We start from the raw sequence: 13,209 nt of genomic DNA, 5'->3' as shown, positions 1-13,209 counted from the left end.
TTTTAGCACTAAATTCATCTATAGTACTGTATGAAAAGCGATATGGACAATAGGGAGTGGCTGGATGATTATGAATCACTAAAACGGATCGATGCCAGGAATCCGTTTGTGGTTCCAGCTGGCTATTTCGATGAATTAGCGCAGCATATAACATCACGCATAAGGCTGGAAGAGCTAAAAAGCTCATCCACCGGATTTTCCGTGCCTGAAAACTACTTTGATCAATTAAGCAGTAATATACAAAGCCGCATACGTGTTGAGGACGCTGTGCACACACAGGACTCCGGTTTTACCGTACCTGAAAATTATTTTAATGAACTTGGCAGCAATATTCAAAGCAGAATAACTATTGAGGAGGCATTAAACCCGGAGCATCAGGGTTTTAGTGTGCCCGAAAATTATTTTGACGAACTGAGCAGTAATATCCAAAGCAGGATAGCTATTGACGAATTGGTAAATAATGAAGCCGAAAGCTTTACCGTGCCCGAAAATTACTTCGAAACACTGAGCGGTAATATTCAAAGCCGGATAGCCGTTGAGGAGCATATCAGCAGTGAAGCCGAAGGTTTTACCGTGCCCGAGAATTATTTTGAGCAGTTAAGCCGGAATATCTTAAGCAAAACTGTTAATGAGGAAGAGGTAGCAACCGCCAAAGTAATTACCTTGCCGGCTGCCGTTAAAAAGAAGGGCATTGTACGCAGGATGTTCGCATCACAAACCTTCAGGTATGCTACTGCAGCCTGCTTTGCCCTTATATTGGGTATTGGACTGTTGGTAAGAAATGGTGATTCTCCTGTAAAACATGATCACTCATTTTTACATGAGCAATTGTCGACCGTGCCTGTTGATGAAATTAAGAGCTATCTGCAATTACACGCGGATGCAAATGATACCCGTAGCCTGATGGATGGCGGACAGCAAATTAATACTGCAAATCTGGATGAAGATCTGTCGGACTATTTGGATTCCACTAATTAACGATACTTTTAATGCGCATATTGATCAGGTATATTCTTATTTTATTTTTTATAATGGCAGCGGGTTACCAATCCTTTGCACAGGTAAATAACAACCTGGTGCAGAGGCAAAAGATAACCCCTGCTCCTTTGCGTGATAAAAAAAACACCCGCCAGAAACTTGATGCGGCTCATGACAGGTTTATCACCAAGCAGCTTAACCTTACCGATGAAGAATCGGCTAAATTTTGGCCCATATACCGTCAATATCAACAGGAGCTTACCGCCGTTAACGTGCTCAAGCGCCTAAACAACTCCAGCGCAGCGGCCAATGGTACCGAACAAATAGATAAAGAAATTTATTACGAAAGCCAGCAGGTAGCCATACGCAAGCGTTATAAAGACGCTTTTCTGAAAATACTCCCCCCCGAAAAGGTAAGCGAGCTTTACAAAAGCGAACGCGAGTTCCGCGATGAGCTCATCAAACAACTCAGCGAACGCAGCGAAAGAGCAGGGAACTAACTAATTATTGAATTATTGATTTAGTGAATTAGTGATTGGTTTTCAATTAGTGATTTTACAATAGCTAAAGTGTTAAGGGAAATGACGATTTTTGTATCGTCATAAATCAATAACTCAATAATTATTCTACTCCCCCAACTCAATAATTCACTAAATCAATAATTCACTAATTGCTCTCCCATGCCTACTCTTCGCCAGATCTTTTTAACCAATAACGCGCAAACCACCAATTTTCCGCTGTTGCTGGAGTTTGAACGGGCCGAGGGAGTATATATGTATGATACAGCAGGCAAAGCCCATACCGACTTGATATCGGGCATTGGCGTAAGCAGCCTGGGTCACGGCAACCCTAAAGTTATAGCAGCCATCAAACACCAGGTTGACCAATACATGCACCTGATGGTTTATGGCGAATACGTACAAACACCACAAGTGCGTTTTGCCGAAAAGCTGGTGTCTGTGCTGCCTCAAAATCTGCAGTCGGTATACTTTACCAATTCCGGTGCCGAGGCCGTTGAGGGAGCCTTAAAACTGGCCAAACGTTATACCGGACGCCAGCAGATCATCGCTTGCCATAACTCTTATCACGGCAGCACCCAGGGCGCCTTAAGCGTAATGGGCAACGAAGAATTTAAACAGGCTTACCGCCCCCTATTGCCTGGCGTAAGCTTTATACGTTTTAACGAGGCAGACGATCTGCAGCTCATCACCCATCAAACCGCCTGCGTTATTATCGAAACGGTACAAGGCGAAGCTGGTATCCGTGTACCCGATTTTGCTTACATGCAGGCCCTGCGCAAGCGCTGCGACGAAACCGGCACTTTGCTGATACTGGACGAGATACAGGCCGCTTTTGGCCGCACAGGTAAACTTTTCGCTTTTGAACATTTTGACATTGTACCCGATATTTTATTGCTGGCCAAAGCGCTGGGCGGCGGTATGCCTGTAGGTGCTTTTATCTCCTCTAACGCTATCATGGGCGCGCTGAAAGAAAACCCCATCCTGGGTCACATTACCACCTTTGGCGGGCACCCGGTGTGTTGCGCCGCCGGACTGGCAGCATTAGAAGTACTACTGTACGACAACCTGGTATCCGGCGTAGCCGAAAAGGAAGCCCTGTTCCGCAAATTACTGGTTCACCCGGCTATTAAACAGGTACGGGGCAAAGGTCTTATGCTGGCTGTTGAACTGGACAACTTTGACCTGAATAAAAAAATAATCGACCGCTGCATTGAACACGGCATCATCACCGACTGGTTCTTGCATTGCAGCAACTCCATGCGTATAGCCCCTCCGCTTATTATTACTCCCGACCAAATTGAACATGCATGTAGTGTGATATTGGAGGCTGTTGAGTATTATACTGTAGATTAGCATAACGGCCAATCAGCTCATCCAATCAACTCCCACACGCATTATTGCTGAGGAGGAACGACGTGGCAATCCCCGATATGCAAAGCCACTCTGTATAGTTAGGGATTGCCACGCTGCGCTCGCAATGACATATTCTTAAATTTATTATACTCCTATCCCCCAACGTAACTTTCAAGTTACTTTATTAAATAATATATTAAAATTTTTATTTTGAATTAAACTGGTATGGTTTGTGCATTTATGGTATTATCTATACAAAAAGGATCGAAAAAGTCTGTTTCCTGTCAAAACAGATCAATACTGCTCTTTTTTATAGTCATAGTTTAAACAATTAATTAAAAGGAATTGTTCAATCTATTACCATACGTTCTTAACATCTATACCCAATATGAAAATAGCATATATATCAACCTACCCTCCCCGCGAATGTGGCCTGGCCACGTTCAATCAAAACCTGATGCGGGCTATTAACGCCAATTTTCCCGAAAGACAATCTTTAGCGCATGGTGGCTTTGTGGTCGCGCTGAACGATTCGGAGAGTTTGCAGCATTACGAATACCCGGAGGAGGTGAAATATGTTATTCGCCAGGACCACCAGAAAGATTATATCCGTGCGGCCAACTATATCAATACCAGCAATGCCGACGTATGTATCATGGAGCATGAGTTTGGTATTTACGGCGGCGAAAGCGGCATCTACATTTTACCGCTGATCAACCGGCTCGAAAAACCATTGATCTCGATACTGCATACCATATTAAAAGATCCCAGCTATGTGCAGCGTATCATCATTCGCGAAATAGCCGAGCAATCATCAAAGATCATTGTGATGAGTCAGCGGGCTGTGGAATTTTTAACCACCATTTATGATATCCCTGCCGAAAAGATCCAGATCATTGAACATGGTGTTCCGGATGTGGAAGCGCTGGTCAATAATCCGGTTAAAAACCTGTCGTCATTTAAAAATCGCCGGGTGTTGTTAACCTTCGGTTTGCTGAGCCGCAATAAAGGTCTGGAAACCGTGGTAAAAGCATTGCCCCGCATTGTGGCCAAACATCCTGATGTAACTTATGTAATATTAGGCAATACCCATCCGGGCGTAATCAAAAGCTCAGGTGAAGAATACCGCGACCACCTCAAAACCCTGGCCGCCCAACTGGGTGTATCGGCCAACCTGGCTTTCATCAATAAATTTGTATCGGAAGAAGAGCTGGTAAATTACCTCACGGCCTGCGAAATTTATGTTACTCCATATTTGAACGAAGCGCAGATCACCAGTGGTACGCTCTCTTATGCCGTTGGTGCCGGAGCAGCCGTGGTATCAACCCCATACTGGCATGCAACCGAACTACTGGCCGATAAACGCGGCCGCCTGTTTGATTTTAAAAACGCCGACGCCCTGGCCGATACCGTTATTGAACTGCTTGATCAGGACCTGGTATTAAAAGAACTCAAAGAAAATGCTTATCAATATGGCTTACACCTGCGCTGGCCGGTAGTAGGTGCCGAGTTTATTAAAGTGGCCCAGGAAGCCAGTGTACGGTTTGATTTTAGCGATAAGATACTAAAAAACAGTATTGTTGATCCCGAGATATTGCCCAAATTCAGCCTTACGCATGTACTGCGCTTAACAGATGATACCGGTATTGTACAACATGCCAAATACGGCATACCCAATTTAAAAGAGGGTTATTGCCTGGATGATAATGCCCGCGCGCTCATTATGGCGCTGATGGCTTATCAACGCAGCAAAAGCCGCGAAGCATTTGAGCTGCTCCCTATCTACCTCAGCTATATTCACTACATGCAAACGGATGATGGCAATTTCCGCAATTTCCTGAGTTTCGACCGGAGGTATCTGGACGAGGTAGGATCGGAGGATTCTTTCGGTCGTACCATTTGGGCGCTGGGGCACCTCATCGGTTGCGCGGCCAGCAACTCGTACCGGGAATTTGCATTGGAGATATTCCATAAATCGGTACCGCATTTTGAAAAGCTGGAACATTTAAGGGGCATGGCCAATACCATTATCGGCATCAGTTCATACTTACAAGTGTATCCTACCGATGAAGGCATGGTGAACATACTGAACCGGCTTACGCAGCCGCTCATCGATGCTTATGAAAATACGCAATCGGAAGATTGGCAATGGTTTGAGGAGAAAATGACCTATGATAATGCCATACTGCCACTGGCCCTGCTGCATTCCTGCGAAATAACCGGGAATGAGGATGCCAAACGGATAGCATTGGCTACAATGGCGTTCCTGGATAAGCTCACGCTGTCAAACGGGTATCTGAGTCCGGTAGGAAATGATGGCTGGTATTATCGCGGCGGCAGCTTCCCTACGTTTGATCAGCAGGCTATTGAAACCATGGCCATGGTGCTGATGCATTTCCAGGCTTACCAGATATTCAGGGTGCCACAATATGTAGAGAAAATGTTCCTGAGCTATAAGTGGTTCCTGGGCGAAAACACGTTGCGCGCCCCTTTATATGATCATGAAACCAAAGGCTGCTGTGATGGTTTGCTGCCAACCGGCATCAACCGTAACCAGGGCGCCGAAAGCACGCTGGCCTATCTCATATCGCACTTAACGGTACTGAAAGCCTTCGAACTGGAATACGAATATAACAAGTATGGCAATCAAAAAATGGAGATTTGTTAGATGTGGAGAGTGCTGAATGGTGAATAGTGAGTGGTAAAATAAAACTACATCCCTCACTATTCACCATTCCCCACTCACTAATTCACTAACTCACTAATTCACTAATTAAAATGAAGGTTGCCGTATTATCGCCCGTCGCCTGGCGCACACCGCCAAGGCATTATGGCCCCTGGGAACAGATAGCATCAAACATTGCCGAAGGTTTGATAAAACTGGGCATCGATGTTACCCTTTTTGCCACCGGCGATTCGATAACCGCGGGAAAGCTGGAATCGGTTTGCGCTACGGGCTACGAGGAAGACCGTAGTCAGGATGCCAAAGTGTTGGAATGTTTGCATATCAGTAATCTGATGGAGCAGGCCGGTCGGTTTGATATTATCCATAACAATTTTGATTTTTTGCCGCTCACTTATTCGGGTTTAATCAAAACACCGCTGATAACTACCATTCACGGCTTTTCATCACCACGCATTATCCCCGTATACAAAAAATATAACCACCGCGGCCATTACGTAAGTATTAGTAATGCCGACCGTAGCACCGAACTGGAATACCTGGCCACCGTTTATAATGGGCTAAATACTGCCGATTTTGAATTTTATGAAAAGCCAGATTCGGATAAATATCTGCTTTACTTTGGCCGCATCCACCCGGATAAGGGCACAGCCGAAGCTATTTCCATTGCTCAAAAGAGCAAGCGCAAACTGCTCATAGCGGGCATAATCCAGGATGAAAATTATTACCGCGAAAAAGTAGAGCCGTTTTTATCCGCCGAAATAGAATATATAGGTCATGCCGGGCCAGAAAACCGGAAACAGCTTTTGGGCAATGCCTATGCCTTGTTGCACCCCATCAGTTTTAATGAGCCTTTTGGCATGAGCGTAGCCGAGGCCATGCTTTGTGGCACGCCGGTGATCGCCTTTAACCGCGGATCGATGCCGGAGCTGATCAGGGATACCGAAACCGGTTTTTTGGTGGATAATATCGACGAAGCCGTAACAGCTGTTGATCAAATAAAAACAATTGACCGGGTGGCTTGCCATACTTGGGCAGCATCCCGGTTCTCAAAAGATAAGATGGCGGCTGATTATTTGGGCTTATATAAACAAATATTAAGCCCCTAACCCCCAATTAAAATATTTGTTAAACGCTGCCGCGAGATTAGCGTATCTCGTGGCAGCGTTTAACCGACAACATGTAATTTTTAATGTCTACGAACGCTCGATCGTGCCAATGATCCCGCCTATGGCTTTCTTCAATACCATATTATTCATAGCAGGGTCAATATCTTTAAAATAGCGGTTCAGGGCTACCAGGCCATGTACAAACGACATGCATATCAGGTAATTGCACCGAAAAGTTTCCTCTGTCAATGCATTTGCTTTTACCAGTGGCTGCATCCCCTCGCGAAACAGGTTAATAAAGGTCGACAGCGCCGGGAAGGCCTTTTCCACATCCGCCACATCGGTACCTACCTTATACATTAACTGGTAAAGCTCGTTTTCACTGGTGGCAAAATAAAGAACGGCCCTTAATACGGTCTCCATTCTTTCTTTGGGATCGCTTACCGTTGCCAACCGTTGCTGTATACAATTGATAAGCATGGCAAAACCCCGTTTTGACAATTCGATCAGCACCGCTTCCTTATTCAGGAAATAAGAATATACAATAGTTGGACTGTATTCAATGGTATCGGCAATTTTCCTGATGCTTAATGCCTCGCATCCTTCATCTTTAACGATCCCCATCGCGGCATCAAGAATAAGCTGACGGACCTCTGCTTTTAAACGTTCCACCCGTTCTTTACTACCCATACATTTTATAAATTGGTATGGCTAAAGTTAAAGCTTTTTATGATTATGAATAACAATGCCAATGCTGTTGCAGCGGAATAAAAATGACCCTTTAGAACTCATATTTAAAAAATTAACCAGCGAAAATCTGCTGATAATTTAGTATATTTACTATAATTCAACAGCCCGTTTTTTCCTGATCAAAAAGGAGAAAACGGGCTGTTGAATTAAGGGAAAAACAGAGCAAAAATCGCTCATTTCCAATACAGTTATTTGACAATCAATAATTTAATACTTTTTAAAGTTTCAAAAGCTGCTCAAAATCGTACTGAAAATTTGTTAAAAAGTGTTAAAATGCGGTTCTCCGAACAGTTTTTGAACGATTTTCACCCCATTTAGGCACAAAAAGTGTTAAAATTTAAGGTTTAAAAAGTTTTTGACCTACGCTTTTTGTTTCCTGGTTTTGGCCCGGTGCTCGGCTGCGTCCTCTTTTAATTTTTTGAGGAGCTCGTCCAGGCAAACCTCGGCAAATGCAGTTGATGAGTCCGACACGCCATACGGGATAATGAGCTTATCGTTATGCACGATGGTACCGCAGGAGTACAATACATTGGGTACATAGCCTTCCCGTTCGTCGCTGTTGGGGATAAGCAGGGGCTCCTTCAGGCGACCGATCTCAATGGTTGGATCGTCAAGCTTCAAAAGGCTGGCGCCCAGCACATAGCGCCGCATAGGGCCTACGCCATGGGTGATCATGATCCAACCTTCTTCAGTTTCTATAGGCGATCCGCAGTTACCTATCTGGATAAACTCCCAGGTAAATTTAGGCTGTTGCAGCAATACGGGTTTTTCCCAGATATTGATCTTGTCGGAGTACATGATATAGTTATTGCATCCATCAATGCGCGATATCATCACAAACTTATCATTCACCTTACGAGGAAACAGGGCCAGGTTCTTGTTCTGAGCGCCAGCGCCATACAGGGGCATGATCTTAAAATTATAAAAGTCGGTGGTTTGCAGCAATTTGGGCATAATCAGCGAACCATCATAGGCAGTATAGGTAGCATAGTATACATAGGTGCCATCGTCATTGATAAATTTCACAAAGCGGGCATCTTCGATACCTTTGCGTTCGTACTCCGATATGGGGAATATGACCCTGTCTGATATATCGGTATCCAATGAAAATACAATCTCATAGTAGGAATCGGCCAGCCAGAGTACCTTGTCGTATTCCAGGCGCTTCATGTCGCTCTCCTGTAGTTTCTGCGAATCGAGAATGATGCGGCGCAGATTGGCGTACTCAAAATGATGATCGAGCTTTGATTCCAGCTCATTGATCACATCTATACTGATCTGGGTAATAGCGGCTTTTTCAAAGAACAGCTTTTTGTTATAAACAGCGTTCCGCACAATTTCGGCCTCATCAATATAGCTACCTGAAGGTTGAATGGTAATTTCATTATTTTTATCGATCAGCGCTCTTCTGAAAGTGATAGAGGAGATATGGCCCTCACCTACTGCCCTAAAGCTGATGATCACTCGTTTCTGACCATCTTCCAACTCGGTTTGATCTGGATCTTCTACTATGGATGGGTTAAAGAACGCCGCAGATTCAATGGAATATTCATGGGTAAAATAGGAGCCGATGAGTAGTTTTCGGTAAACTGTGAGGGTATCAAAATCAATGTTCAGCTCATTAAATAATGGCTTTAGCTTACTGCAATGCCGGTTTAGTACCCTGGTGATGTTACGATGCCTTTTGGAATACTCCTGCAGCAATGGCGAAATGATACCGAAAGCTTCTTCCTCGCTAATATCCATCACGCGTTCTATCACTTCTTTTGCACGGTCGTTCCCATTAAAAAAGAATCTTGCTATAACGCGTTTGGGATCGGGATTAACTCTTATGGGTTTTCGTTCAATGGAAAGTCTCATATAGAAGGAGGTATTTATTCTTTAACAGCATTAACCCGAAATTGATTTCGATAATTTATATTCATTTTGGAATTTGAGCTTGACATTTAAAAACAGAGTAAATCTTGAAATATACTGCACCTGATTTTAAATAAAAATCCGAAATCTCAAATCCCAATTCCGAAATTATCTCTATTCTTATATCTTTTGTAAATTGCAGGCGTATGAATGTATTAATTGTTGAAGACGAAAAGGGCTTGGCCCTTGAAGTAGATGAATTTTTAAGTCATGAAGGTTTTACTGTTGAGCACGCGCGTACCAAAAAATCGGCCGAGGAAAAGATATTTGTAAACAACTATGACTTTATACTGCTTGACCTTGGCTTGCCCGACGGTGACGGCTTTGACCTGTTAAAAATGCTGAAAGGCCTTGAAAAACGCGACGATGCCGTTATTATACTTACAGCGCGTGGAGCCGTTGACGACCGCGTAATGGGTCTGGAACAAGGCGCCGACGACTACCTGGCCAAACCGTTTTCGTTAAGTGAGCTCCTTGCACGCATGCATGCCATAACACGCCGCAAACACCGATTGGAAAGCAATGATATCAATATCAAAGGATTGCGCGTTAATATCCAGAACCGTACGGTGATGTATAATGATGAGCGTATTAACCTCACCAAAAAAGAGTTCGAGATATTCAATTACCTGGTGCTGAATAAAAACCGGGTAATATCACGTACCAACTTAACCGAACACGTTTGGGGCGATGTACTGGAGATCAATTCCGACTCCAACTTTGTGGACGTGCATGTTAAAAACCTGCGTAAAAAGCTATCGCAATACATTCCTATTGATTGGTTTGAAACCGTAAGGAGTATTGGTTACCGTATTAATATTTAAACATTCCCCGGATGAAACTTCAGGTAAAGCTGGCGCTATATAATACGCTAACCAAGGTGGCCATTATTTTATTTACCGGCCTGCTTATCCTGCTTTCTATTGAAAAAATATCTTATAACCATATTGAGGTTCGCCTGGAAGAAAAAAAAGAAGCTACGTTAAGGAGTCTTTCTTCCAGGGAGATCAACAGCTTTCTGGCGGCGCAAAAAGTATATACCGACTATAATATATTAAAAGAAGAGTTTATTACCATAACCCCGGTTAAATATGAGGCCAACACGCCCGGCAAAGTAACCTTTAGTACAGAAACAAGGAAGGTTGAGCGGAATATGGAAACTTATCGCATACTCTCCAACCGCTTTAACTTTAATGAGCATACCTACCTTCTGGAAATTGGGGAAACCATCGAATCTGTTGAAGAATTAAAGTCCATCATCAAAAAGTTCACTTTACTGGTATTGTTCATTGCCCTGGTACTTACGTTGATAAGCGACCTTGTGTTTACCAAGTTTTTGCTTGCCCCTTTTTATAAGATTATTGACCGCAAGCTGATCAAAGTGAATGACCCCATGAACTTTGATTACGAGAAGATCCAAACCACAACCCAGGATTTTGAATTACTTGATGATAGTATAAGCTCATTGATGAAAAAGATCTCCAACCTTTTTATATTGGAAAAACAATTCATCGCCAATGTGTCGCATGAGTTACTTACGCCTATATCCATCATCAGCTCAAGGCTCGAAAATATATTACTACATGAGGAATTAAGTGAGGGCAGCGAAAATAAGATGCATGCCTCCCTAAAAACACTCAATCGCCTCAAATCAATCATTAATAGCTTGTTACTTATATCAAAGGTAGAAAACAACCAGTTTGACAAGGGCGATATGGTCATGATAGCCGGAGTTATCAAAGAAATACATGAAGAATTGGAAGATCGTATAGATGAAAAACACTTAACTTTTACCAATCATCTCAAATACATTTATTCTATACAGGGCAACCGTCCGCTCATGCATACGTTGCTGTTCAACATCATTAACAACTCCATTAAATACAATACCACTAAAGGCAGTATTACTATTAGTGATGATCTTAATGATGATATTTATGCCATTACAATTGCCGACACGGGTATTGGTATGGAGCAAAAGCAAATTGATAATGCCTTTAATCGTTTTGAGAAGTTTGATACCGATGAAAAAGAAAGTTATGGTTTAGGCCTCGCTATTGTGAAAAGTATCACTGCGTTTCATAACATTAACATTAAAATAAACTCGGTAAAAAATAAGGGAACTGCTGTAAAGCTGATATTTGATAACCAGGTATAACTTCACCAAATCTTCATTCGAAATTTATTACTTTGGGCAGTTTTAGTAAGTGCTACCCCTATTGAGAGGGCTATTTTTATTTTAAGAATAGCCTTTTTTTTATATCATCTTATTACGCTTCACCAAATAGGTTTTCAGTATATTCTGATAGCCTTCGTGTATATCGGCATCAATCAAATCAATATGATATTGCGCGCATTTGAGTTCCAGCTCATGCCGGTACGCTGCTAACGATTTTTGATAAGCATCACGTATTTTACCAGGATGCACTTTTATCTCGGCGCCACTTTCCATATCAATAAAATGATGCGGACGGTTATCAAAATTAAAATCGAGTTCTTTTTGCTTATCGTGCACATTAAATATAACCACTTCGTGCTTATTGAATTTCAAGTGCTGTATAGCCGCGAATAGTGCCTGTAACTTTTCGGTGTCGAGGCTATTTTCGAGCATATCACTAAAAATAATCACCATGGAACGTTGATGTATCTCCTGGGCAATATGGTGCAGCACATCAGTTATATGCGTAACCGTATTTACCCGCGGACTATTATACATTTTTTCGAGCTCGGCATACAAATGAAACAAATGCGTGCTGGTTGATTTGGCGGCACTCAGCCAGTCAATCTTATCCGAAAACAGACATAATCCAAAAGCATCGCGCTGTTTTTTAAACAGATACATTAACGCGGCCGCCGCATAAACAGAAAACTGTAGCTTATTCATCCCCTTTTCGGGAAAATTCATAGACGACGAAGTGTCAAGCAGTAAATAACAGCGCAGGTTAGTTTCTTCTTCAAACTGTTTTACAAACAATTTCTCCGTGCGGGCCAATAACTTCCAGTCGATATTTTTTACCGATTCGCCATTATTGTACAAACGATGTTCGGCAAACTCTACAGAAAACCCATGGAAGGGACTCTGGTGCAGGCCGGTTATGAAGCCTTCAACCACCTGGCGGGCCAGTAGCTCCAGGTTGGCCAGTTGCCTTATTTGCTGATCATCATTTAACAGGGACATAGGGCTAATATAGGGTATAAAAAAAGCGTCACCAAATAGGTAACGCTTTTTTAAGGTAATAAATATGGTGAGTTAAGCTATCAATAAGCTTAATTTTTGCCTTTTGTAATTATGCTAATTGCTTAACCAATTTGTCGGTTAAAACTGATTTTGGAACGGCGCCAATTTGTTTATCAACAATTTCGCCATTTTTGAAGAATAATAAAGCAGGGATATTACGGATTCCGTATTTCATTGATATACCTGGATTGTTGTCAACATCAACTTTACCAACAACGGCTTGGCCTGCATATTCTTTTGCAATATCCTCAACAACCGGACCTACCATTCTACAAGGACCACACCATTCTGCCCAAAAGTCAATAAGTACGGGTTTGTCTGATTTCAGCACAAGTTCGTCAAAGTTCGCATCAGTTATTTCTAAAGCCATGATTTCTATTTTTTAAATTTTTTGTATTACAAATATATACTATTCAAATAACTTGCCACAAATGTGACCTGACAATGTGACAATTATATTAATAACATAACCAGAGCTCTATATCAATCCCCTTAAAAAAAACCAAAAAAGTGGGTTTACATGGTTTACACTTTTTACGGTTTACATTATTTTACTTAATTAAAAATCAAATAGTTAAATAAAATAATTGCATAAAACAGGCATTTTCATGTTAACCCACATCGTAACGTTTTCTATGTTAATAAATAGCCTGTTTTCCT

General features: G+C 42.4%; 11 protein-coding genes. 7 read left to right on the top strand and 4 right to left on the bottom strand.

What is annotated here, in order from left to right:
* Positions 1-30 precede the first annotated feature (30 nt).
* From ACTJKG_RS22305 to ACTJKG_RS22285, 5 genes are all read left to right on the top strand, one after another.
* Complete coding sequence (locus ACTJKG_RS22305; protein WP_440740449.1) at positions 31-978, top strand: hypothetical protein; 948 nt, start codon at positions 31-33, stop codon at positions 976-978.
* A gap of 53 nt (positions 979-1,031) precedes the next feature.
* Complete coding sequence (locus ACTJKG_RS22300; RefSeq protein WP_172336378.1) at positions 1,032-1,478, top strand: hypothetical protein; 447 nt, start codon at positions 1,032-1,034, stop codon at positions 1,476-1,478.
* Between the two features lie 180 nt (positions 1,479-1,658).
* Positions 1,659-2,852: an aspartate aminotransferase family protein gene (locus ACTJKG_RS22295; protein WP_172336379.1), complete on the top strand. Its 1,194-nt coding sequence runs from the start codon at positions 1,659-1,661 to the stop codon at positions 2,850-2,852.
* A gap of 388 nt (positions 2,853-3,240) precedes the next feature.
* Entirely contained in the window at positions 3,241-5,520 is a 2,280-nt protein-coding gene (locus ACTJKG_RS22290; protein WP_172336380.1) for a glycosyltransferase family 4 protein, read from the top strand.
* A 110-nt stretch (positions 5,521-5,630) separates the two neighbouring features.
* The gene (locus ACTJKG_RS22285) at positions 5,631-6,644 is read left to right on the top strand and encodes a glycosyltransferase family 4 protein (RefSeq protein WP_172336381.1); all 1,014 of its coding nucleotides are present in this window, start codon (positions 5,631-5,633) and stop codon (positions 6,642-6,644) included.
* A gap of 87 nt (positions 6,645-6,731) precedes the next feature.
* Here ACTJKG_RS22285 and ACTJKG_RS22280 read toward each other — a convergent pair whose 3' ends face one another.
* Both ACTJKG_RS22280 and ACTJKG_RS22275 read right to left on the bottom strand, forming a co-directional pair.
* Positions 6,732-7,334 (bottom strand): TetR/AcrR family transcriptional regulator, encoded by a 603-nt coding sequence (locus ACTJKG_RS22280; protein WP_172336382.1) that lies wholly within the window; start codon positions 7,332-7,334, stop codon positions 6,732-6,734.
* Between the two features lie 420 nt (positions 7,335-7,754).
* Positions 7,755-9,254, bottom strand: a complete 1,500-nt coding sequence (locus tag ACTJKG_RS22275; protein WP_172336383.1) for a glycoside hydrolase family 130 protein — start codon at positions 9,252-9,254, stop codon at positions 7,755-7,757.
* A gap of 203 nt (positions 9,255-9,457) precedes the next feature.
* Between ACTJKG_RS22275 and ACTJKG_RS22270 the strand changes: the two genes are divergently transcribed.
* Both ACTJKG_RS22270 and ACTJKG_RS22265 read left to right on the top strand, forming a co-directional pair.
* Positions 9,458-10,135 carry a response regulator transcription factor gene (locus ACTJKG_RS22270; RefSeq protein WP_172336384.1) on the top strand — a complete coding sequence of 226 codons (678 nt, stop codon included), beginning with the start codon at positions 9,458-9,460 and terminating at the stop codon, positions 10,133-10,135.
* A gap of 11 nt (positions 10,136-10,146) precedes the next feature.
* The gene (locus ACTJKG_RS22265; RefSeq protein ID WP_440740448.1) at positions 10,147-11,469 is read left to right on the top strand and encodes a sensor histidine kinase; all 1,323 of its coding nucleotides are present in this window, start codon (positions 10,147-10,149) and stop codon (positions 11,467-11,469) included.
* 99 nt (positions 11,470-11,568) lie between these two features.
* Here the strand turns inward: ACTJKG_RS22265 and ACTJKG_RS22260 are convergent, their stop codons facing one another.
* The gene (locus ACTJKG_RS22260) at positions 11,569-12,489 is read right to left on the bottom strand and encodes a DUF58 domain-containing protein (RefSeq protein WP_440740447.1); all 921 of its coding nucleotides are present in this window, start codon (positions 12,487-12,489) and stop codon (positions 11,569-11,571) included.
* Between the two features lie 109 nt (positions 12,490-12,598).
* Positions 12,599-12,919, bottom strand: coding sequence for a thioredoxin (gene trxA, locus ACTJKG_RS22255; RefSeq protein ID WP_172336387.1), 321 nt, complete (start codon positions 12,917-12,919; stop codon positions 12,599-12,601).
* Between the last annotated feature and the right edge of the window lie 290 nt (positions 12,920-13,209).

The sequence above is a fragment of the Mucilaginibacter sp. 22184 genome, from assembly GCF_052045695.1.
Taxonomy (GTDB): Bacteria; Bacteroidota; Bacteroidia; order Sphingobacteriales; family Sphingobacteriaceae; genus Mucilaginibacter.
Note: the sequence above shows the minus strand (reverse complement) of the source record. Positions and strands in the feature narration are given on the sequence as shown.

What these genes read in the sequence shown, in the direction of transcription:
- ACTJKG_RS22260 (WP_440740447.1), bottom strand. Translation starts at nt 12,489, where the DNA reads ATGTCCCTGTTAAATGATGATCAGCAAATAAGGCAACTGGCCAACCTG.
- ACTJKG_RS22290 (WP_172336380.1), top strand. Translation starts at nt 3,241, where the DNA reads ATGAAAATAGCATATATATCAACCTACCCTCCCCGCGAATGTGGCCTG.
- ACTJKG_RS22270 (WP_172336384.1), top strand. Translation starts at nt 9,458, where the DNA reads ATGAATGTATTAATTGTTGAAGACGAAAAGGGCTTGGCCCTTGAAGTA.
- ACTJKG_RS22300 (WP_172336378.1), top strand. Translation starts at nt 1,032, where the DNA reads ATGGCAGCGGGTTACCAATCCTTTGCACAGGTAAATAACAACCTGGTG.
- ACTJKG_RS22305 (WP_440740449.1), top strand. Translation starts at nt 31, where the DNA reads ATGAAAAGCGATATGGACAATAGGGAGTGGCTGGATGATTATGAATCA.
- trxA (WP_172336387.1), bottom strand. Translation starts at nt 12,919, where the DNA reads ATGGCTTTAGAAATAACTGATGCGAACTTTGACGAACTTGTGCTGAAA.
- ACTJKG_RS22275 (WP_172336383.1), bottom strand. Translation starts at nt 9,254, where the DNA reads ATGAGACTTTCCATTGAACGAAAACCCATAAGAGTTAATCCCGATCCC.
- ACTJKG_RS22280 (WP_172336382.1), bottom strand. Translation starts at nt 7,334, where the DNA reads ATGGGTAGTAAAGAACGGGTGGAACGTTTAAAAGCAGAGGTCCGTCAG.
- ACTJKG_RS22285 (WP_172336381.1), top strand. Translation starts at nt 5,631, where the DNA reads ATGAAGGTTGCCGTATTATCGCCCGTCGCCTGGCGCACACCGCCAAGG.
- ACTJKG_RS22295 (WP_172336379.1), top strand. Translation starts at nt 1,659, where the DNA reads ATGCCTACTCTTCGCCAGATCTTTTTAACCAATAACGCGCAAACCACC.
- ACTJKG_RS22265 (WP_440740448.1), top strand. Translation starts at nt 10,147, where the DNA reads ATGAAACTTCAGGTAAAGCTGGCGCTATATAATACGCTAACCAAGGTG.